The following is a 20463-nucleotide window of genomic DNA, read 5'->3' as shown; positions in this document are numbered from 1 at the left end:
GCATCACGTCAGCTCAATGAGACGGTCAGTTCGGCGATGACCTGAGCAGTATTCGGTCGAACGCCGCGCCACCAGGCAAAAGCTTCCGCCGCCTGCTCGACCAGCATGCCGACGCCGTCGGCCAGCTTGGCTACGCCTTCTGCGCGGGCAGCCTTTAGAAAAGGGGTCAATCCTTTCCCATAGGCAAGTTCGTACGCCAGCTCCGCGCCCTGGAAGACATTGCCCGGAAGCGGAGGCATTTCACCTCGCAGGCTGGCCGATGTCGCGTTGACCACGACGTCATAACCCTCGGCGAGATCGGCCAGTTCAGCATAGCCGCTGACAATCAGGGGACCACAGCCGGCAAACTCTTCGACCAATGCCACCGCTTTCGACAGCGTACGGTTGACGAGAACAAGCTCAGACGGCTCCTGGCGCAGGAACGGCAGCAGCGCACCACGCGCTGCTCCCCCAGCGCCGAGCATCAGGACGCGCCGGCCGGCCATTTTGACGCCGAGATTGACCGCGATGTCACGCACCAGGCCGATCCCGTCGAAATTCTCGGCAATGATCCGATCGCCGTCGAATTTCAGGCAATTTGCGGCGCCTGCTCGTTTGGCGCTCTCTGAAAGCTCGTTTGCATAGGCGAAGGCATCGAGCTTGAATGGGGCGGTGATGTTCAGCCCCTTGGCGCCCTCGGCCCGGAATTGATCGACCCGTTCGTTGAAGCCATTGAGTGGCCCCTCGATCGCCTCATAGACGAGGTCTTGTCCCGTCATCTTGGCGAAAGTGCCGTGGATGAGGGGTGATTTGCTGAAGCCGATCGGGTTGCCAATCACCGCATAACGATCGCTCATGGTTCACTCCTGCACGGCGGATTCGTTGTAGAGGACGCCGTCGCGCACCATCGCCTCGACGAGCTCGGCCGACAGCCCCAACGAGGCGGCAATGCGGCGATTGTCCTGGCCGAGCAGTGGTGCCGGAGTGCGCACCGTGGTGTCGCAATCGGAGAAACGGAATGGCAGGTTCGGCAACGTCACCTTGCCGAGCACAGCATGTTCCTGCTCGACCAGCATGCCGCGCGCGTGGATCTGCGGGTCCTTCACGACCTCTTCAATGGTCTGCACGGGAGCGGACGGCACACCTGCTTCATCGAGTGCGGCAAGACAAGCATCCCGGGACGGCTGCGACAGCGTCCAGTTGCGCACGACGTCCATCGCTTCGGCATAGTGGGCGTTGCGCGCGGCAGGCGTGGTGAAGCGCTCGTCGGATAACAAACTGCTTCCTCCGATCAGCGTCGCCAATCGTCGCCAGGCATCATCGACTTGCGCGGCGATAACAAGATTGCCGTCCTTGGCCGGAAAGACGCCGTAGACGGTGGAATCCGGCTGACCGCTTCCGGTTTGCTTCGGCAGGTCGGTACCGCCGGAGAGGAAGTACCGCTGAACCGCATAGTCGTGCATCGAGACCATGCAGTCGTACAACGCCAGATCGATATGCTGACCGCGCCCGGACGACGCGCGGCCGACCAGCGCTGCATTGATGGCAGCCACACCGTGAATGCCGGTATACATGTCGGCCAGTGGCATCCGCAGCAGCGGCGGCGCTTCACCGGGGGAGCCAAGTTGCGCCAGAGCGCCCGACATCGCCTCTGCGATCAGGCCGAAGCCTGGGCGGTCAGCATAGGGACCGGTGTGGCCATAGGCGGAGACTGAGCAGTAGATCAGTCTGGGATTCCGCGCCGACAGCGCCTTGTAACCGAGCCCGAGGCGCTCAAGTGCGCCGGGGCGGTAGTTCTCGATGAAGACGTCGGCTGTGTCGACCAGCTTCATCATCATGTCGAGACCACGCGTGTCGCGCAGATCGATGCACAAGCCCTGCTTGCCCATGTTCTGCTGCAGGAAGTAGCCGGATTGTCCGTCCTTGAAATAGCCGTGGGCGCGGCCCGCATCGCCTTCCTTCGGACGCTCCACTTTGATGACTTCCGCGCCCATCGCGGCGAGGCAACGGCCCATGAACGGGCCTGCCAGAAAATGGCTGTAGTCGATGACGCGAACGCCTTTGAGCGGCAGATCTTGCCCCGTCATGCCTGCTCTCCTACGGCATTGTTCTTCGGGCGCATCGGAATCATCAGCCGATGCTCACCGAGCTGCACCACTTCGCCGCGCTGATTAATCAGCTCCGAGGGCAGCACCACGATGCCCCACCCCTCACGCTTGGTGGTGCGCATCGAGCCGACGCGGAACTTCACGTGCACGGTGTCGCCGAGCTTGATCGGCAGCTTGAAATCCCACGTCCAGCCCAGCGACATTCCCGGAAGGAAGCGGTAGTCGGCACGGGTCTTCAAACCGTCGGCCAGCGACAGACCAAACAGCCCGTGCGCGACGCGCGTGCCGAATGGTGTGGTCTTGGCGTATTCCTCGTCGACATGGACCGGCGTGAAATCACCCGTCAGTTCGGCATAGGCATTCACCATCGCTTCGGTGACCGTCACAGAGGGGGTGACGCATTCGTCACCGACCTTGGCATCATCCCAGTAGCGCTCATCGGTCATGTCGCGTCTTCCTCTAACTCTAGGCACGAGGATTAATCGCCAGGGCGGCTTCCACAGCGCCGGCGCTCGCTTGCAAGATTTCGACGTTGAGCCCGCCCGGAAGCTCGAGCCAGTTCGGCCCGGCGGGTAGCGCCTTGGCGCCCCAGGCGGCGGCACGGGCGAGCACGCCTGCGTAATCGTCGACCATGATGCCGAGATGGGCGAGACGCCCCTCCGGCCCGACAAAATGCGGATCCTCGATGAGTTGCACGCTTCCGAGCACCCATACCTGACGCGGGCGCGCGCCGTCGGCGGGTTGCTCGTCGCGAATGGCAAGACCAAGCACCTCACGAAAGAAGCCGACGTGATGATCGACATCCGCCACGCGGATCGCGACGTGTTCAATGTACGCGCGGGGCAACGACATCGTCTCAGGCCTTTCCCGGATAGTCGCTGCGGGCGTATTCGAGCCCTTTGACGAGCGCGACGAGGGTCGAGTTGACGGGGGTCGGCACGTTGAGCTTGGCGCCCCAACGCACGACAGAGCCGTGGATGTAGTCGACCTCGGTCAGATTGCCGGACTGCAAGCTCTGCAACATCGACGTCTTGAACTCGGGCGGCAGTCCGGCAGACGCCATCGTCCAGGCTCGGCGCGGATCGGCGATCGAGATCTTCACGCCGGCCGCCTGCGCGACCGCGATGCCCTCCGAGATCGCGGCCAGCGCGCAATCTTCCAGGATCGGTAGCGAATAGAGACCGCCGTAAGTCAGCCCGGTAACGGCGGTAATCCCTCCTCCAGCGACGTTGATGAACAACTTGTCCCACATCGTGCCCAGGATGTTGTCGCTGAGCAGCGTGAGAATGCCGGCACGATTGAACGTCTCGGAGATTCGCTGTGCGCGTTCCGTCAAGCGTCCATCGAACTCGCCGATGATGGTTTCCTTGCCGATGACCCCGGAGCGCACATGACCGGGGCCGAGCAGCACGCCGCCGACGTAGGTCTTACCTGCCATGACCCTGTCACGGCCGACTTCCTCCGAAAGGATGTCTTCGTGACCAAGCCCGTTCTGAAGCGACATCACGACCGTCTGCGGCCCGATGATCGGCGCTGCCGTCCGGATCGCATCCCGCGTGTGATAGGATTTGACGAGGACGATGACGAGGTCCGCCACGATGCCGACCTGGCTCGGGGAGGTGCAGGCAGAGACCTTCACGACGGTCTCGGCGTCACCTTCGAGCATCCGCAGACCACTGGCATTGATCGCGTCGACATGGGCCTGAAACGGATCGATCAACCAGACCTCGGCACCGCCGCGCGCCAGCGTGCCGCCGATGGTCGAGCCCAGGGCTCCTGCTCCGATAAAGCAGATCCTCATCCGAACGCTTCTCCCTCACCCATTTTGGTGTTGGAAGCGTGCTAGCAGGCCGCCTGGTATTTGGATATGCTATGATCCTTATATCCATTATTGCAGATCGCAATGAAGCACCAAGACGCCTCCGAGACGAACCTGCTGGAGCCGCGCCTGCTCCGGCTCTTCGACGCATTGTTCGCCACGGGCAGCGTTACCAAGGCGGCCGAGAAGCTCGGTCAAAGTCAGCCGACCATTTCGATCTGGCTGGCCCGCCTGCGCAAGGAGTTGGACGACCCGCTCTTCACTCGGTCGGCGGAGGGAATGCTGCCGACCCCGCGCGCCGAGGCGCTCATCGGCACGGCCAGACAGGCGTTGGAGATGCTGCGGCGTCTGGCGGAGCTTCGTCCCGAGTTTGATCCGGCGACGGCAAAGCGGCACTTTGTGATCTGCATGACGGATGCGAGCCACATCACGCTGCTTCCGGCCATCCTCGCCTACGTTCGTCGTGTTGCGCCGGGCATCCGAATCGAGGCGGCGCAGATCGGCGGCGATACCCCACGAATGCTGCAGTCTGGCGAGGCCGATCTGGCGCTCGGCTACATCTCGGACCTCGACGCCGGGCACTTCCAACAAGCGCTCTTTCCGCAGGATTGGGTCTGCCTGGCGAATGCAAAACATGCCCGGATCCGCGACCGCATCACCGCAAGTGATTTCAGGCGTGAGGCGCACGTCGTCATTCGCTCCGGCACCGGACATCAGTTGCTCGCGGACGCCCTACAGGAGCAGCGGATAGTCCTTGACGTTGCGCTCGAGCTACCGGGCTTTTTGGGGTTACCCGCAATCATCGGCACGACTGACCTGATCGCCACCCTTCCAAGGCACATCGGCGAAACGTTGGCTCACTATTACGGACTGCGCGTGCTCGACTGTCCGCTGGCGATCGCCGGCTTTACGGTGAAGCAATATTGGCACGCCCGCTTCCATCACGACCCGGCAAGCCAATGGTTGCGTGACGTGTGCGGTGAGCTCTTTCAACAGCAGGAAGTGCGGGGTCTACATCGTTCCGGGCGGCCAAAAAAACGAAGGCCACGCGATTTGCCGTCGTAAGGGAGCGCTTATTGGTCGCGCGGACATCGCTAGAACGGCGGTTGCGGGCCCGGATTCGAACATACGGAAACTCGCGCACTACCAGGAAGATAAATCCGCGAACTCTTCCCGCGATCATTTGGCGAGCATGATCGTACAACATCGTGCTTCAGCGTGGAAAAGCGCAGTTTTGGTGCCCAGGGAGGGGAACATACGTAATCACCGACAAGACAAGCTGCTGTTTGTCCTTAATATGGTGGCCTGAGTCCCCGGGAGGGTGGCGGAGTTTTGCTGCCGCGAAACCCCACAATTGCGGGAGCTTTTCTCATCGCCGGGGCAGGCTGGCCCGCTGGAAAGCGTCTTTATAGCCTGCTGAAGCCGCCCCTTGTCCCCTCCCCTGGCGGTTCAACTTGGCCTAGGAGTAGCTGACCATCCCCGAATCGCGGCAGCGACAACCGCAAGCGTCGCCTTCGCGCCATCGGCCTCGCCCTTCTCGAAATCGCCTTCCGTCTGCGCCATCGCATTCGTGACGTGCGCAAAACAGACGACGGGACTGCCGCTCTTCGCGCTGAAGGCATAGAGAGCGGCGGCCTCCATCTCGACGGCGAGCGCGCCCAGATCCCGCGCTCGCGAGATGGCGGCCTCGGTCTCGCGATAGGAGGCATCGGTCGTCCACGTTGCGCCCCGATGCATCGTGATGCCCGGCAGAGCCCACCCGGCCTGCTCGACATTCGTGAGTAGCGACGCGTCAGGTGCTTCGGCGAAGGTCGAGCCCGGTAGGTAATGATAGCTCGTCCCCTCGTCGCGCAGCGCGCGGTCGATGAGCACGAAGTACGGCGTCGGCCCGATCGGAGTGATTTGTCCGGCTGACGTGACGCTGACGAGCAGCCGGCAGCCGGACGCGAAAAGTTGCTCGGCGACCAGCACGGCGAACGGCGCGCCCACGGCGCAGCCGACGATCCCAACCTCGCCCAAGCCGTCGAGATCGAAGGCAAGAAGCTCCGTGTGATAGCAGGCCCAGCCTTCATGGACACGGCCGGCGCCGGTCCGCTTGAGGTGACGGACGACGTCACCGTCCGGATCGAGGACGCAAAGCTCCGGGACAGTGGCGAGCGGCAATTGCCTCTGCCGGCGCGCCTCCCTCAACAGCGCTTCGGGCCGAAAGACCGAGGGCGCGTTGTGGTCCTTGAGGCCGACAATCGGCCACGCGGCTTCTGCGCGATGAGGCTTATCATCCATGATGCACCTGATCGGCTTGTCTCAAGCGAGGGCTTCGACCGGCAGGCCGGCGGCTTTCCATTCGGGATAGCCGTCCTCGAGCCGGCGGACGCGATAGCCTTGGGCCCGGAGCGTTGCGACCGCTTCGAACGAAAGGACGCAGTAGGGGCCGCGGCAGTAGGCGACCACCTCGCGCCCCTTCGGAAGTTCGCCGAGCCGTCGTTCCAGTTCGCCAAGCGGGATGTTGAGCGCGCCCGGCAGATGGCCAAGAGCGAACTCGTCATCAGGACGGACATCGAGCACGGTGACCAGATCGTCGTGCAATCTTGCGACCAGATCATCTCGCGAGACCGGTTCGAGCGCGTCGCGGGCGTGGAAGTAGTCGGTCACGACGCGGCCGATCTCGGCGACATTCCGCTCGCCGACCCGACCTAGCGCCTTCATCAGCGCGACCACTTCGGTATCGCCGGCCAGGCGATAGAGAACATGTTTACCGCGACGCTCCGTCTCGACGAGGCGTGCACGCCTGAGGATCTGCAGGTGGCGCGAGGTGTTGGCGAACGTCAGATGGGCGCGGGCCGACAGCTCCTCGACGCTGCGCACCCGCTGGGCGAGATGCTCCAATAATTCAAGCCGATGCGGATGGCCCAACGCCTGCGCCACCTCGGCGAGGTTCTCATAAATCGCGTGTTTCGGTCCGGCACTTGACACGGCAGCTCCTGAATATATCAATCAGCAGATTGATTGAATGTCACTAGCCGCTCTTTGAGAGGAGTGCAAGTCCATGATCCTCCGCCAGTTCTTGCATAGCGAGCCCATCGGCATTTCCTACCTCTTCGGCTGCGGCGGCAAGGCGGCCGGCGCGGTCGTCGACCCTGTCGGCGACATCCAGCCCTATCTGCAAGCCGCCGACAATGCCGGCATGCGCATTCACTTCGTCATCGACACGCATGTTCATGCCGACCACCTCTCGGCGGGACGGGCTCTCGCGGACGCAGCGGGGGCGTCCTACGTGCTCTCATCGAACGCGGGTGTGTTGTTTCCGTTCAAGGGGGTTGGCGACGGCGACGTCCTTACGCTTGGCAACGTCACGGCGACCGTTCTCCACACGCCGGGTCACACACCCGAGCACATCTGCATTCTTGTGACCGACCGGACGCGCGCGAACGAGCCCTGGTTCGTCCTGACCGGCCACACTCTGATGGTCGGCGATCTCGGCCGTACCGAGCTCGCCGCCAGCGCCGAAGAAGGCGCCAAGCAACTGTTCCGCAGCGTGCGCAAGCTGAAGGGCTTGCCTGATTACGTCGAGGTACTGCCCGGCGCCTATGCGGGTTCGGTTTGCGGCCGTCGGCTGAGCGGCAAGCCGTGGTCCACGATCGGCTTCGAGAAGCGGCACAACCAGGCCTTAGTGATCGCGGACGAGGCCGAATTCGTCCGGTTCATGGTCGCCGAGATTCCACCGGCCCCGCCGGAGGCCGCGAAGATCAGAGCCGCCAATTCAGGCGTCACTGCTGCTGCGGCCTGACGCCATGAGCGAAGCCGTATCCGCGTCACAAGCGGCCACATCGGTCAGGCTGGGACTGAAGGAGAACTGGCCGCAATTCGCGCTACTCGTCCTCATCAACGCTTTCGTCGGCGGCATGGTCGGGATCGAGCGCACCGTCGTGCCGCTGATCGGTGCCGAGGAATTCAGGGTCGAGACGACCACGTTTGTCATGTCCTTCATCGTCAGCTTCGGCGTCGTGAAGGCGTGCGCCAATCTGGTGTCCGGGCAACTCGCCGACAACTGGGGGCGCAAGCGTGTCCTCGTCCTGGGCTGGCTCGCCGGGCTGCCGGTGCCGTTCATGATCATTTGGGCGCCGAGCTGGACGTGGGTCATTGCCGCAAACGCGCTTCTCGGCATCAACCAGGGTTTTGCCTGGTCGATGACCGTGATCATGAAGATCGATCTGGTTGGGCCGAAGTCGCGCGGACTCGCTGTCGGCCTGAACGAGTTCGCCGGCTATCTCGCGGTCGGCGTGACCGCCTATCTCACCGGGTACATTGCGTCGGAATACGGGCTGCGGCCGGCGCCGATCTACCTCGGCGTTGCCTACGCGATCCTCGGCTTGGCCCTCTCCATTCTGCTGGTGCGCGACACGCGCGAGCATGTGCGGTTGGAGACGGCGGGGCACGCCCGGCAGGCCGCTCCAATCAGCTTCAAGGAGATATTCCTCCTCACCTCCTTCAGGGATCGCAACCTGTTCGCGGCGTCCCAGGCCGGCCTCGTCAACAACCTCAACGACGGCATGAGCTGGGGCATCTTCCCGCTGTTCTTCGTGTCCTTTGGTCTTTCGGTCGAACGCATCGGGGTCCTGAAGGCGGTCTACCCGGCAGTCTGGGGCATCCTGCAGGTCGCCACGGGTCCTCTGTCCGACCGCTGGGGCCGCAAGGGCCTGATCGCAGCCGGCATGTGGATTCAGGCCGCCGGCCTGTTCCTGACGGCCGCGACCAGTCACTTCGAGTGGTGGCTGGTCGGCAGCCTGCTGCTCGGTGTCGGTACGGCCATGGTGTATCCGAGCCTGATCGCCGCGGTGTCCGATGCCTCGCATCCGAGCTGGCGGGCGCGCTCGCTCAGCGTCTACCGCTTCTGGCGCGATCTCGGCTACGCGATCGGGGCGCTGTCGGCGGGCATTATCGCGGACAGATTTGGACTTGCAGCAGCGATCGTTTCGATCGCCGCCCTGACGTTCATCTCCGGCGCCGCCGTGGCTGTCTTGATGCGCGAACGTGCGGCTGGCTCGGTTGACCTGGCGCAAAACGCGGGCCGACCGGCGGAGTAGAGTTTGGGTTCTTCAATGCTGGAGCAAGCCCATGAAGAAAGTCTTGGTCCAAACGGTCGCTGCTCTCTGTCTCCTACCGGGGGCAGTGTGGGCGCAGGTTCAGGGACCGTCAGATGCCGAACGTTACTATGGTTGGGGTCCACACATGATGGGCTGGGGCGGAGGCTGGTACGCCATGATCTTCGGTCCGTTGTTCATGATCCTCTTTCTCGGGCTCCTTGTTGCCCTCGCGGTTGTACTTGCTCGCTGGCTGGGCGGCCCGTGGCCAGGGACATATCCGCCAAACCAATTGCCGCCTGCCCGCACGCCGCTCGATATTCTCAAGGAGCGCTTTGCGCGTGGCGAGATCGACAAGACGGAATTCGAGGACCGGCGACGCGTCCTCGGCGAATAACTCGGCGCGCCGCCTCGAGCTCGCTTAGTCGGAGGAGGGAACGTGATTCTGCTGATACTGAACGATCCGCCCTACGGCACCGAGCGGACCTACAACGCCTTGCGCCTCTCCCTCGCTCTCGCAAAGAGCGATCCTGCGATCACGGTGACGGTCTTCTTGATGGCTGACGCGGTAGTGGCCGCGAAGTTGGGCCAGAAGACGCCAGACGGCTACTACAACGTGGAGCGCATGCTGAAGGGCGTTCTCGCGGGCAAAGGGCAAGTCCTGCTTTGCGGCACCTGCATGGACGCCCGCGGGCTCACTGATGCCGAGATGATCAATGGCGCGAGACGCAGCACCATGGCCGAACTCGCGACCCTTACCGCTTCCGCCGAGAAGGTACTGGTATTTTGAACCACCGAGGAGCTGGCATTGCCGCCGATTTATCTCGACTACAACGCGAGCACGCCAATCGATCCAGCGGTCGCGGCGGCGATGCAACGCTTCCTGAAGGAGGCTTTCGGCAATCCCTCCAGCGGCCACTGGGCGAGCACGCCGACCAAGGCCGCCCTGGAGCGCGCCCGCGTTCAAGTCGCCGCGCTGATCGGCGCCGCGCCCGACGAGATCGTGTTCACCAGCGGCGGCAGCGAAGCAAACAATCTGGCGATCAAAGGCACGTTCTTCGCGCCGAACCGCCAAGGGGCGCACATCATCACGTCGGCAATCGAGCATCCGGCTGTTCTTGCTCCCTGCCGATTTCTCGAGCGGTTCGGCGCCTTGATTACTCATGTCCCGGTGGACCGAACAGGCCGCGTCGATCCGGAGGACGTCCGTCGCGCGATCACTCCGCAGACGACCCTCATCAGCATCATGCATGCCAACAACGAGGTCGGCACCATCCAGCCGATCCGGGAGATCAGCGAGATCGCGCGGGAGCACGGCATCCGTTTTCATACCGACGCGGCGCAGTCAGTCGGCAAGATCTCGACCAAGGTCGACGAACTCGGCGTCGACCTGTTGTCGATCGCTGGTCACAAGCTCTATGCGCCGAAAGGCGTCGGTGCACTCTACGTGCGCGGCGGCCTCGAATTGGAGCCGTTGATTCACGGCGCTGGTCATGAGCTGGGCCGCCGTGCCGGGACGGAGAGCGCATTGCTCGCTGCTGGGCTCGGAGCAGCATCCGCATTAGGGCAGGACCTCGCTCCCATGGAACGCGTCCGGGCTCTGCGTGATAGATTCTGGCATGCACTGCAAGATCGTTTCGGCGATCACGTCGTGCTCAATGGCCACGCGACACATCGTTTGCCCAACACCCTCAACGTATCATTTGTCCGCAAGATCGGTTCGGATATCCTGGGACAACTCAGCGACGTCGCGGCATCGACTGGTTCGGCGTGCCACTCGGGACGGATCGAGCTCTCGCCCGTCCTTGCCGCGATGGGCGTGCCGGAGAGGATCGGCATGGGAGCGATCCGCTTCAGCTTAGGAAGGACCACCAAATCGGACGAGATCGATGATGTGGTCACACGTCTGGCTGGGGTCGTCTCGACCTGATCGCTTGGGTGGAGCAGATCATTTGTTGTTCTGAACGGGTCGTTTCTCCGCCAACAGGAGAACAGCTTCGTTCGTGCAATCGCTCGCGGCGTACAGGATCGTGCTCGGGCGCGGAAAAGCGTAGCTTTGGTGCCCAGGGGCGGAATCGAACCACCGACACTGCGATTTTCAGTCGCATGCTCTACCAACTGAGCTACCTGGGCGTGCTCCAAGAGAGGGGCCAAGGCCCATCGAGCGGGCGGTTTATAGTGGGCTCGGAGCGGCCTGTCCACCCGGCTTCGCCTGAAGGCGTCGCGGGGGGGCGGCCCGGCTGTGCACAAGGTGGGACTGGGCCGGGATGCAGCAGCCGGGCGCGACGCTCTATCTATATAAATACTTGATAATATTCATCTATTCGACGTCGTCTTCCTCGTCGTCACGGCCGGGGATGACGTAGGCGCCCTTCAGCCAGCGGTTCAGGTCGACGTCGCGGCAGCGCGAGGAGCAGAACGGGCGGGTCGCATGCTCGGCGGGCTTGCCGCAGATCGGGCATTTTCGCTGCGGGGCGGGGTTTTTGACGTGGTCGTTCATGGTCGCGGCAACTTCCACAAGGTGAGGGAGTTCAAGCGCCTGTCGGCAAACGGGTTCCTCCGGCGCACGCGCACGTATCCTGTAGGGGCGATTCTACTTTGCATGGGGTTGTTTTCGAGATTTTTGTCGGCGCGGCCGGCGCCGCCGTCGCGCTCACATGCCGGCGGCGTTGAGCCAGCCGAAGCGGATCGGAAAACCTTCGCCGCCGAGCAGCGCCGTGGTCTCGTAGAGCGGCAGGCCGACAACGTTGGTATAGGAGCCGACCATCTTCACCACGAAGGAGCCAGCGATGCCCTGCACGGCGTAGCCGCCGGCTTTGCCGCGCCATTCGCCGGAGCCGATATAGGCCTGGATGTCGTCCTCCGACAGGCGCTTGAAGCGGACGCGGGTCTCGACCAGGCGCTGGCGGAAGGCCTCGCGCGGCGTCACCAGCGTGATCGCGGTGTAGACGCGGTGGTTGCGGCCCGAGAGGAGGCGCAGGCACTGCGCGGCTTCATCCACCAGGTTGGCCTTGGGCAGGATGCGGCGGCCGACCGCCACCACCGTGTCGGCGGAAAGGATGAAGGCGCCGCGCAGCTCATCGTCGAGCTGCACCGACTTCAGCGCCGCGTCGGCCTTCGCCCGCGCGAGGCGGTTGGCGCAGGCGCGCGGCAGCTCGCCCCGCCTCGGCGTCTCGTCGACGTCGGCGGGCCTGAGCGCGTCCGGCTCAATGCCGGCCTGGTTGAGCAGCGACAGGCGGCGCGGCGAACCGGAGGCAAGAACGAATTTGGGGCGGCCAAGCATCAGGTGATTTTGAGGGGACGAAGCAGGGTGAATTGCGCGCGGAACCTATCGGAAGGGGGCTGATTTCACAACCCGGGAACCCGGACTTTACTGATTCGAGGCTGCCAGGATGCGTGTGCCTGCGGTCTGTGACGGGGGTGTTACGGCGGTGTCTGTCGCGGACCCGGCGCATCCAGGGGCGAGAGTTACCCGCTCGCCGCCCCCACCTTGGCAAAGCGGCGGCGGATGCGCAGCAGGAGCTGGTCGCAGACGTCGCGATAGGCGGCGAGCTTCTGGTCGCGACTGCCTTCGGCGCCGGTCGGATCCTGCGTCGGCCAGTATTCGACATCGGCGGCGAGCGTCCGCGTCAGCTCCAGCGCCTTGTGGTGCGCCTCGGGCGAGAGCGTGATGATGAGGTCAAAGTTCAACCCCTCCCAATCCTCCAGCTCCTCGAAAGTCATCGGCTTGTGGGTGGAGATGTCCTGCCCCAGCTCGGCCATCACGGTGACGGCGAACGGATCGAGTTCGCCCTTCCTGGCGCCGGCGGATTTGACGTAGAGGCCTTGCGGAAACATGTGCCTAAGCAGGCTCTCGGCCATCGGCGAGCGCACGCTGTTCAGCGCGCAGGCGAACAGCACCGACTGCGGATCGCGTGCGCGTGCGGGCGCAGCCATCCGCGTTTATCCTTTCCAGTGCAGGACGGTGATGAGCGTGAACAGGCGGCGCGAGGTCTCGAAGTCGACCCGCACCTTGCCCTTCAGCCGCTCCTGGAGCGTGCGCGAGCCCTCGTCATGGATGCCGCGGCGGCCCATGTCGATGGCCTCGATCTTGTCCGGCGTCGCCGTGCGGATCGCCTGGTAGTAGCTGTCGCAGATCATGAAATAGTCCTTCACGATCCGGCGGAACGGCGTCAGCGACAAAAGATGCGCGACCACCGGCGTGCCGTCCTCGCGGCGGATGTCGAACATCAGCCGGTTGCCTGTGATGCCGATATGCAGTGTGAACGGGCCCTGTCCGTCGGCGCCATCAGGCGCGAACAGGTTTTGCTCGATCAGGTCGTAGATCGCGATCGCGCGCTCATGCTCGATGTCGGGGCCGGAACGGCCGATCGAGTCCTCGTCGAGGGTGACCGCGACGATGCGATTGCTGGAGTCGTCCTGTTCGGGCGAGCTGGTCATGACAGATTGAGGCGCAATCCAACCGAGCGCGAATGGGCGTCCAGCCCTTCCGCCTTGCCGAGCGTCATCGCGGCCGGGCCCAGCGCACGGAGCTGGTCCGGGCCGCATTTCAGGATCGAGGTGCGCTTCATGAAATCGTGCACCGACAGCCCCGAGGAGAACCGCGCCGAGCGCGCCGTCGGCAGCACGTGGTTGGAGCCGCCGACATAATCGCCGATCGCCTCCGGTGTATGCGCGCCGAGGAAGATCGCGCCGGCGTTGCGGATCTTGGCGGCGAGCGCATCCGGATCCGTCGTCATGATCTCGAGATGCTCGGCGGCGATGGCATCCGCGAGCGGGATGGCGTCGGCGAGGGTCTTCACCATGATGACGGCGCCGAAGTCGTTCCACGAGGCGCTAGCGATCGCGGCGCGCGGCAGCGTCTTCAACTGCGCCGCGACCGCGGCTTCGACATCGGCGGCGAGGCGCGCGGAGTCGGTGATTAGGATCGACTGCGCGCTGGCATCATGCTCGGCCTGCGCCAGCAGGTCGGCGGCGATCCAGTCGGCGTTGCCGGTGTCGTCGGCGATGACCAGCACCTCGGAGGGGCCGGCGATCATGTCGATGCCGACCTTGCCGAACACCAGTCGTTTTGCGGCGGCGACATAGGCGTTGCCGGGACCGACGATCTTTGCGACCGGCGCGATCGTCGCGGTGCCATAGGCTAGCGCGGCCACCGCCTGCGCGCCGCCGACGCGATAGATCTCGCTGACGCCGCCGAGCTGGGCCGCCGCCAGCACCAGCGGATTGAGCTTGCCGTCCGGCGCCGGCACCACCATCACGAGGCGCGCGACGCCGGCAACCTTGGCCGGCACCGCGTTCATCAGCACCGAGGACGGATAGGCCGCAGTGCCGCCGGGCACATAGAGGCCGGCGGATTCGATTGCCGAGTAGCGCCAGCCGAGCTCGACGCCGAGGGGATCGGTGAAGCGCTCGTCCTTCGGCAACTGCCGCGCGTGATAGGCCTCGATGCGGTCGCGCGCGAGCTTGAGCGCATCGAGCGTCGCGGCATCGCAGGCCTTTTTCGCGGCCTCGACCTCCGCGGCGGAAACGCGCAAGGCCGATGCAGCCAGCGTCAGCCTGTCGAACTTCGCCGTCGCCTCGATCAGGGCGGCATCGCCGCGCTTCGCCACGTCCTCGACGATGGCGCGTGCGGCGGCCTCGACGTCAGCCGAGGCCTCGCGCTTGGCGGCGAGGAAGGCCGCAAATCGTTGGTCAAAATCGGCGCTGCTGCGGTCGAGACGAACGGGCATTTTGGCTTGGCTTCTGGCTGGTCTTTGGGGCGGATCGGCTCACCCGATCCCTGCTCAATGGCGCGGCGGGGAAGCGGCGTCAACCCTTGGGAGATGTGGTCGTTTTCCGCCGTCATCCCCGTTCAATGTCGTCCTGGCGAAAAGCCAGGACCCATTACCACCGGCAGATGCGACGGCGCGGACCTCGGCCACATATCGTTTCAACAACCGAACCCTGGGGTTATGAGTCCCGGCTTTCGCCAGGACGCCAGCGGAAATGTGGCACGGATATCCATCCCTCGCCCCGGGCCTCACCCCTCCCCCTTTATTCTCGACCCGATCCCGAGCTCGTCCGTGCCGAGATCGGTCAGCTCGCATTCCAGGCATTCCACGTCGAGGCGGATGGCGCCGCCATGGGCGAACAGGAGCAGGGCGCTGCCACTGGGCTCGTCGGCGCGGCCGTCCTGGGGATGAAACTCGATGCCGATGAGGTCCAGAATCTGCTCGGGCACGGCAAGATCGATGTTGCGCGATTTGCAGGCGAGCACGCGGTCGAAGCGGAGCGCAGCGACCAGCCGGCGCGGCTCGGTTTCGCCGGCCAGCGTCTGCTCCCAGTCGAGCCGGCTCATGGCGACCACCAGCCGCTTCTCGCCCTGCCGCCAGATGATGTCCGCGGTCTGCACCCGGGCATCCTGCACCTGGGCCGAGATCACGGCCAGATCGTCGGCGTCGAGCGCAATCATCTTGAGCAGAGGAGACATCGCCGGCACCTCTCCTTCGACGCGGGATCATCTCAACGCGCGGGAGCGCTGATATTTCCGCGAAGCTAGCGGACCGGCGGCTTGAAGCCAACGCGGCGTGCCTCACCCCTTGAAGAACGCCAGAAGGTCCGCATTAATGGCTTCGGCTTCCGTGGTCGGCATGCCGTGCGGAAAGCCCTTGTAGGTCTTCAGCGTGCCGTTCTTGAGCAGCTTGGCCGACAGCGGCGCGGAATCGGCATAAGGCACGATCTGGTCGTCGTCGCCGTGCATCACCAGGACCGGCACGTTGATCTTCTTCAGATCCTCGGTGAAGTCGGTCTGCGAGAAGGCGACGATACCGTCGTAATGCGCCTTTGCGCCGCCCATCATGCCCTGCCGCCACCAGTTCTGGATCACCGCCTCCGACGGCTTCGCGCCGGGGCGATTGTAGCCGTAGAAGGGACCGGCGGCGATGTCGCGATAGAAGCTCGAGCGGCCCGCGGCGAGCTGTGTCTGGAAATCGTCGAACACCTTCTTGGGCAGGCCGCCCGGATTGGCCGGCGTCTGCACCATCAGCGGCGGCACCGCGGAAATGATCGCCGCCTTCGCCACCCGGCTCTCGCCGTGGCGAGCGATGTAGTGCACGACCTCGCCGCCGCCGGTGGAATGGCCGACATGAATGGCATCCTTCAGGTCGAGATGCGCCGTCAGCGCCGCGAGATCGTCGGCGTAGTGATCCATGTCGTGGCCGTCCGCGACCTGCGCCGAGCGGCCATGGCCGCGGCGGTCATGGGCGACGACGCGATAGCCACGGGTCACGAAGAACATCATCTGCGCGTCCCAGTCGTCGGACGACAGCGGCCAGCCGTGGCTGAACACGATCGGCTGACCCGAGCCCCAGTCCTTGTAGAAGATCTCGACGCCGTCTTTGGTGGTGATGGTGGGCATGATTGCTCCTTGGTGGCCGGAATCTGGGGATTGTTGTGCGAGATTCCAGGTTCATCGCTGCGCGATGCCCCGGAATGACGGGCCGTGGCGAGCCGGCCCGCGATCGATCAGACGAACGCGATCGGCCTGAAGCGGCGCCACGCGCCGATGATCACGAGCACGAAGAACACGAGCACGATGCCCTGCACCACGGCGAACACGGGACCTGACGGCGGCGCCGGCGGCACGGCGGGCGCCAGCGCAGCCAGTGCCGGCACCTTCAGGAAGGACTGGATCACCAGCACGAAGACGTTGAGATAGAGCGATGTCATCGCGGTCACGACGTAGATCGGGCGCCACGCGCCCAATAGCTTCATGCCGTAGAGCGCGATGCAGGCGATCGCGAGCAGCACCAGTGAGAGGATGCCGATCATATGCGACGGCATTAGCTCTTTGAACGGAAACAGGAAGCCGGTAGCGCTGGTCAGGATGGTGAAGAGGAGGAAGATCGCGGTAAGGCCCGGCATCCGCTTCGAGCCGAGCAATCCAGACATCACGAAGAGGCCGCTGACGATCGCGATCAAGCTGATGATGACATGTACCATCGTGAAGGCGGGCAGGCTCAACCCGAGAACCATGGCATCTCTCCTACTCTCTGCGCTGAGATCGGAAGTATGGTATTACGGCCCTCATCGGATTGCTACATGCGTTGGCGCCACGCACGCACGCCGAGCCATGCGCCGTCGTGCGAATGGACAGACGCATGCTCGAACTTTTTGCACCGCTGTCACAAACGACAGCAAACTTTCGACGAAAGTTGAGTCGGCTTGGCAAGGACGGCCCGTCGCACGCGCGCCGTCCTTTGCTGCGCGCCTCACACTTCCTTGGTCTCGAAGATCTGCATCTCGACGCCGCCAGTGGCAAATTTCGCCACGTCGGCTGCGGCCGCCTTGCCCTCAGGCGTGCCGAACGCCTCCTGGATATCGCCGACGCTGTCGAAGGTCAGGATCGCAATGAGATGGAATTGCGAGGGACCTGCGGGCGTTCCGACCGGCCCCTTGCTGATCGCGTACTTCTTCAAGCCGGGAAGTTTCTTTGCAAGCGGAATGTGCGTTTCGGCATAATGTTGGTCGAAGGCCGCAGCATCCTTGGGCGTCTTGTAGAGCACGACGAGTTCAGCCATTTAGTCCTCCCTTATTGAAATCCTCGTTCGTTCGGTCAGCTTTCGATCCTCATGGTGAGGAGGCGCGCCAGCGCCTTGCGGACGATGCTTTCGCATCGCCGCGAGAACCATGAAGGCCGCAATGCAACAGCTCGGCCTTCATCCTTCGAGACGCGCGCGCGGCGCGCTCCTCAGGATGAGGGGATAGTCAGTGGTTGCCGGCAAGATGGCAAGTCACATCCCGCTTGCCGATTGCTTGTCTTATCCTTGCCTAAAGCGCCGGTTTTGCGGCGTCGCCGAGGTAGCCGTGCAACGAGGCCACGACCTGCGCGCCTTCGCCGATGGCGCCGCCGACGCGCTTGACCGAGCCGGAGCGGACGTCGCCGACGGCGTAGACGCCGGGCACCGAGGTTTCGAGCGGAGCTACAAGCCGTCCCAGATTCTGCTCGGACTGCGCTCCGGTGACGACGAAGCCGGCGCGATCGAGCGTGACACCGCAGCCATCGAGCCAGCCGGTGGCGGGATCGGCACCGACGAACAAAAAGAGATTGCGGATCTCGGCGGAATCCTCGTCGCTCGACAGCCGGCTCTTCCAGCGGATGCGCTTCAGCAGCGAGGACTCGTCACCCTCCAGCGCCGTGATCTCGGTATTGAACAGCAGTTCGATATTCGGCGTCGCCTCGATGCGTTCGATGAGATAGCGCGACATGCTGGCGCCCAGGCCGCCGCCGCGGATGATCATCAGCACCTTTTTCGCGTGTCCCGACAGGAACACCGCAGCCTGGCCCGCCGAATTGCCGGCGCCGACCAGGGCCACCTCTTCGCCGGCGCAGAGCCGTGCCTCGATCGGCGAGGCCCAATACCAGACGCCGCGGCCTTCGAACTTGTCCAGGTTCGCGATTCCCGGCCGGCGATAGCGCGCACCGCTCGCGACCACCACCGCGCGCGAGCGCAGGGTGTCGCCGCAATCCAGCGCCAGCGCGAAGGTGCCGCCGGCGCGCGAGCAATCCAGCGACTGCACCGACATCGGGATCATGATGTCGGCGCCGAACTTCTGCGCCTGGGTGAAGGCGCGACCGGCCAGCGCCTGGCCGGAGATACCGGTCGGAAAGCCCAGATAGTTTTCGATGCGCGCGCTCGCGCCGGCCTGACCGCCGAAGGCACGGGTGTCGAGGACGGCGACCGAGAGGCCCTCGGAGGCCGCATAGACCGCGGTCGCAAGCCCCGCCGGTCCGCAGCCGACGATCGCGACGTCGTAGATGCGATCGTCCTTCGCGCCGCCGATCATGCCGATGGCGCGCCCGAGCTCGATCTCGCTCGGATTGCGCAGCACGGTGCCGTCGGCGGTGACGACGAGCGGCCAGTCCTCCGGCTTCGGCGAGTAGCGCGCGATCACCTCGGCCGCATCATGCTCACTGTCGGGGTCGAGCAGGTGATGCGGCTGGCCGTTGCGGGTGAGGAAGCCCTGCAATCGCACCACGCCGGCGGAGCTCGACGGCCCAATCAGCACGGGGCCGCCGACGCCGCCCTGGATCAGGCTGACCCGGCGCAGGATCAGCGCGCGCATGATGCGTTCGCCAAGATCGGCCTCGGCGACCAGCAGCGCGCGCAGCCGATCCGGCGGGATCAGCAGCACCTCGACATCGCCCTCGGCGCGTCCATCGACCAGCGCCGGCCGCCCGGAGAGCTGGCCGAGCTCGGCCAGGAACTGGCCGGGCCCCTGGTCGATCACCGGCGTGACGTGACCGAGACCATCACGCTCGGTGATGGCGACACGACCCGACAGCACCACGAACATGCCCGGCCCGCGCTTGCCGGTCTCGAACAGGAGCTCCCCGTTCTCGTAATGCCTGATCTCGCCGAACAGGCGCAGCCGCTCGATCTCGGCGGCGGCAAGCGTCGGGAATGTCTGCTCGGGGCGGGAGAACTTTAAGATCAGCGTGTCCCTGTCGGCTCGTTGCGGTTCGTCCTGCACCATCGTCACTCTCGCTCATTCGCAAAATTCAGCGGCCGGGCTTCCCGGCGGTCTCCTCATCCACGGAGGATTCGTCATTGTGCGAGGGACCGGTGTTCTCCGCGCGTTCGCGCGCCTGCGCCTTCCGCCGCTTCAGATTTTCGCGCAGCGCCGATTTCAGCCGGTCCTGCCGGGAGTCGCCCGTTCGCCTCTTGTCGTTTTCGCCGGTCATCGTGGCCCATCACGGTTGGTCGGCGGCAGCATGCCACCGAAAAACGACAGCTCAAGGGGCGCCAGGCCGCCGGCGCAACGAAGGCGGGAGAATTGGTCGAATCCAAGGGCGCGGCCAACTGGCCAGTTGGCTGGGGATTTCTTCGGGAACCAAATCGAGCCAAAACCGGTCATTTCGGGACAAAAAGGCCACCTCCGGCATCCAACGGGGCCGATTTTATCGATTTCGCAAGGCGGCAAGCTTGCACATGAGGGGGCCTTGTGGCATCCATCGCCCCGCTTGGCGGGCCCATGTCGCGGCCTGATTCTTCGCCAGCATTTGCTGCCGTAGCTCAGTGGTAGAGCACTCCCTTGGTAAGGGAGAGGTCGACAGTTCAATCCTGTCCGGCAGCACCAGCGTTTCACCCGTGGATCAGCGTTCTCGCGGCTCGAAGCGCCCGAGTTTTGCTTTTTTCCTTGACCCTCTTTGGTGAAGAGGGCGCAGGGAAGACCAGGTGCCGGCTGGCACCCGCGGTCCACTGTGCGCATGTAGCGCAGAGAAACCGCACAGCAGCATACAGGTGTAGCCGAACACTCGGCCTTCCCTGCGCAGCGGGTTGACGGCTTATGCCGCGCTCTCCCCGGCGACGAGTTCCTTTTGTCACCGTCGCTTCGCGAATTGACGATGGCCTAAGACCCGGTTGAGCCCCGATCCATCTCCGCAAAGCTTGACCGTAGCAACGACGGCCAGGACCACACGGTTTTGCCGTAC

General features: G+C 64.3%; 24 protein-coding genes and 2 tRNA genes. 7 read left to right on the top strand and 19 right to left on the bottom strand.

What is annotated here, in order from left to right; translation table 11 throughout:
• Nucleotides 1-8: 8 nt before the first annotated feature.
• From aroE to MTR72_RS06760, 5 genes are read right to left on the bottom strand one after another with little or no spacing between them, the layout of a single operon-like run.
• A complete protein-coding gene (aroE, locus tag MTR72_RS06780) occupies nt 9-836 on the bottom strand; it encodes a shikimate dehydrogenase (RefSeq protein ID WP_280968079.1) in 828 nt (275 codons plus the stop codon).
• Between the two features lie 3 nt (nt 837-839).
• A complete protein-coding gene (locus tag MTR72_RS06775; protein ID WP_280968078.1) occupies nt 840-2066 on the bottom strand; it encodes a CaiB/BaiF CoA transferase family protein in 1227 nt (408 codons plus the stop codon).
• Nucleotides 2063-2533 carry a MaoC family dehydratase gene (locus MTR72_RS06770; RefSeq protein WP_280968077.1) on the bottom strand — a complete coding sequence of 157 codons (471 nt, stop codon included), beginning with the start codon at nt 2531-2533 and terminating at the stop codon, nt 2063-2065. Before MTR72_RS06770 ends, MTR72_RS06775 begins: the two co-directional genes overlap by 4 nt.
• A 19-nt stretch (nt 2534-2552) precedes the next feature.
• Nucleotides 2553-2939: a VOC family protein gene (locus MTR72_RS06765; protein ID WP_280968076.1), complete on the bottom strand. Its 387-nt coding sequence runs from the start codon at nt 2937-2939 to the stop codon at nt 2553-2555.
• A gap of 4 nt (nt 2940-2943) precedes the next feature.
• The gene (locus MTR72_RS06760; protein ID WP_280968075.1) at nt 2944-3888 is read right to left on the bottom strand and encodes a ketopantoate reductase family protein; all 945 of its coding nucleotides are present in this window, start codon (nt 3886-3888) and stop codon (nt 2944-2946) included.
• A gap of 102 nt (nt 3889-3990) precedes the next feature.
• Between MTR72_RS06760 and MTR72_RS06755 the strand changes: the two genes are divergently transcribed.
• The gene (locus MTR72_RS06755; RefSeq protein ID WP_280968074.1) at nt 3991-4971 is read left to right on the top strand and encodes a LysR family transcriptional regulator; all 981 of its coding nucleotides are present in this window, start codon (nt 3991-3993) and stop codon (nt 4969-4971) included.
• A 384-nt stretch (nt 4972-5355) separates the two neighbouring features.
• Here the strand turns inward: MTR72_RS06755 and MTR72_RS06750 are convergent, their stop codons facing one another.
• Nucleotides 5356-6189, bottom strand: coding sequence for a nucleoside phosphorylase (locus tag MTR72_RS06750; protein ID WP_341510249.1), 834 nt, complete (start codon nt 6187-6189; stop codon nt 5356-5358).
• A 21-nt stretch (nt 6190-6210) separates the two neighbouring features.
• Nucleotides 6211-6879 carry an ArsR/SmtB family transcription factor gene (locus tag MTR72_RS06745; RefSeq protein WP_280968072.1) on the bottom strand — a complete coding sequence of 223 codons (669 nt, stop codon included), beginning with the start codon at nt 6877-6879 and terminating at the stop codon, nt 6211-6213.
• Between the two features lie 73 nt (nt 6880-6952).
• Here MTR72_RS06745 and MTR72_RS06740 point away from each other — a divergent pair, with 73 nt between their 5' ends.
• The 5 genes from MTR72_RS06740 (at nt 6953) to MTR72_RS06720 (ending at nt 10917) form a co-directional block, all read left to right on the top strand.
• Entirely contained in the window at nt 6953-7693 is a 741-nt protein-coding gene (locus MTR72_RS06740; protein WP_280968071.1) for an MBL fold metallo-hydrolase, read from the top strand.
• 4 nt (nt 7694-7697) lie between these two features.
• A complete protein-coding gene (locus MTR72_RS06735; RefSeq protein ID WP_280968070.1) occupies nt 7698-8990 on the top strand; it encodes an MFS transporter in 1293 nt (430 codons plus the stop codon).
• Between the two features lie 145 nt (nt 8991-9135).
• On the top strand, nt 9136-9384 hold the full coding sequence (locus tag MTR72_RS06730) for an SHOCT domain-containing protein (RefSeq protein WP_280968069.1): 249 nt from the start codon (nt 9136-9138) through the stop codon (nt 9382-9384).
• Nucleotides 9385-9426: 42 nt separating this feature from the next.
• On the top strand, nt 9427-9777 hold the full coding sequence (locus tag MTR72_RS06725; protein WP_280968068.1) for a DsrE/DsrF/TusD sulfur relay family protein: 351 nt from the start codon (nt 9427-9429) through the stop codon (nt 9775-9777).
• An 18-nt stretch (nt 9778-9795) separates the two neighbouring features.
• Nucleotides 9796-10917: a cysteine desulfurase family protein gene (locus MTR72_RS06720; RefSeq protein ID WP_280968067.1), complete on the top strand. Its 1122-nt coding sequence runs from the start codon at nt 9796-9798 to the stop codon at nt 10915-10917.
• Nucleotides 10918-11044: 127 nt separating this feature from the next.
• Here MTR72_RS06720 and MTR72_RS06715 read toward each other — a convergent pair.
• From MTR72_RS06715 to MTR72_RS06660, 12 genes are all read right to left on the bottom strand, one after another.
• Nucleotides 11045-11120 (bottom strand) — tRNA-Phe (locus MTR72_RS06715).
• Nucleotides 11121-11307: 187 nt separating this feature from the next.
• Nucleotides 11308-11487 carry a DNA gyrase inhibitor YacG gene (yacG, locus tag MTR72_RS06710; protein ID WP_280968066.1) on the bottom strand — a complete coding sequence of 60 codons (180 nt, stop codon included), beginning with the start codon at nt 11485-11487 and terminating at the stop codon, nt 11308-11310.
• 153 nt (nt 11488-11640) lie between these two features.
• On the bottom strand, nt 11641-12270 hold the full coding sequence (locus MTR72_RS06705; RefSeq protein ID WP_280968065.1) for a Maf-like protein: 630 nt from the start codon (nt 12268-12270) through the stop codon (nt 11641-11643).
• A gap of 185 nt (nt 12271-12455) precedes the next feature.
• Nucleotides 12456-12923, bottom strand: a complete 468-nt coding sequence (locus tag MTR72_RS06700; protein WP_280968064.1) for an arsenate-mycothiol transferase ArsC — start codon at nt 12921-12923, stop codon at nt 12456-12458.
• Nucleotides 12924-12929: 6 nt separating this feature from the next.
• The gene (locus MTR72_RS06695) at nt 12930-13427 is read right to left on the bottom strand and encodes a UPF0262 family protein (RefSeq protein ID WP_280968063.1); all 498 of its coding nucleotides are present in this window, start codon (nt 13425-13427) and stop codon (nt 12930-12932) included.
• Nucleotides 13424-14719, bottom strand: coding sequence for a histidinol dehydrogenase (gene hisD, locus MTR72_RS06690; RefSeq protein ID WP_280968062.1), 1296 nt, complete (start codon nt 14717-14719; stop codon nt 13424-13426). The genes MTR72_RS06695 and hisD overlap by 4 nt, the downstream gene beginning before the upstream one ends.
• Nucleotides 14720-15009: 290 nt before the next feature.
• Complete coding sequence (locus tag MTR72_RS06685) at nt 15010-15459, bottom strand: DUF2948 family protein (protein ID WP_280970827.1); 450 nt, start codon at nt 15457-15459, stop codon at nt 15010-15012.
• 102 nt (nt 15460-15561) lie between these two features.
• Nucleotides 15562-16386, bottom strand: coding sequence for an alpha/beta fold hydrolase (locus tag MTR72_RS06680; RefSeq protein ID WP_280968061.1), 825 nt, complete (start codon nt 16384-16386; stop codon nt 15562-15564).
• A gap of 107 nt (nt 16387-16493) precedes the next feature.
• On the bottom strand, nt 16494-17003 hold the full coding sequence (locus MTR72_RS06675; RefSeq protein ID WP_280968060.1) for a hypothetical protein: 510 nt from the start codon (nt 17001-17003) through the stop codon (nt 16494-16496).
• A 236-nt stretch (nt 17004-17239) separates the two neighbouring features.
• Nucleotides 17240-17548 carry an EthD family reductase gene (locus MTR72_RS06670; RefSeq protein WP_280968059.1) on the bottom strand — a complete coding sequence of 103 codons (309 nt, stop codon included), beginning with the start codon at nt 17546-17548 and terminating at the stop codon, nt 17240-17242.
• A 250-nt stretch (nt 17549-17798) separates the two neighbouring features.
• Nucleotides 17799-19505 (bottom strand): FAD-dependent oxidoreductase, encoded by a 1707-nt coding sequence (locus MTR72_RS06665; protein ID WP_280968058.1) that lies wholly within the window; start codon nt 19503-19505, stop codon nt 17799-17801.
• Nucleotides 19506-19530: 25 nt separating this feature from the next.
• A complete protein-coding gene (locus tag MTR72_RS06660) occupies nt 19531-19713 on the bottom strand; it encodes a hypothetical protein (protein WP_280968057.1) in 183 nt (60 codons plus the stop codon).
• A 320-nt stretch (nt 19714-20033) separates the two neighbouring features.
• On the opposite strand from MTR72_RS06660, the gene MTR72_RS06655 reads away from it, so the two are divergent.
• Nucleotides 20034-20108, top strand: a tRNA-Thr gene (locus MTR72_RS06655).
• Nucleotides 20109-20463: the final 355 nt, after the last annotated feature.

This window comes from Bradyrhizobium sp. ISRA442 (assembly GCF_038085055.1).
Classification (GTDB): Bacteria; Pseudomonadota; Alphaproteobacteria; order Rhizobiales; family Xanthobacteraceae; genus Bradyrhizobium.
The sequence above is the reverse complement of the archived record's forward strand: the minus strand, read 5'-3'. Positions and strand labels throughout refer to the sequence as shown.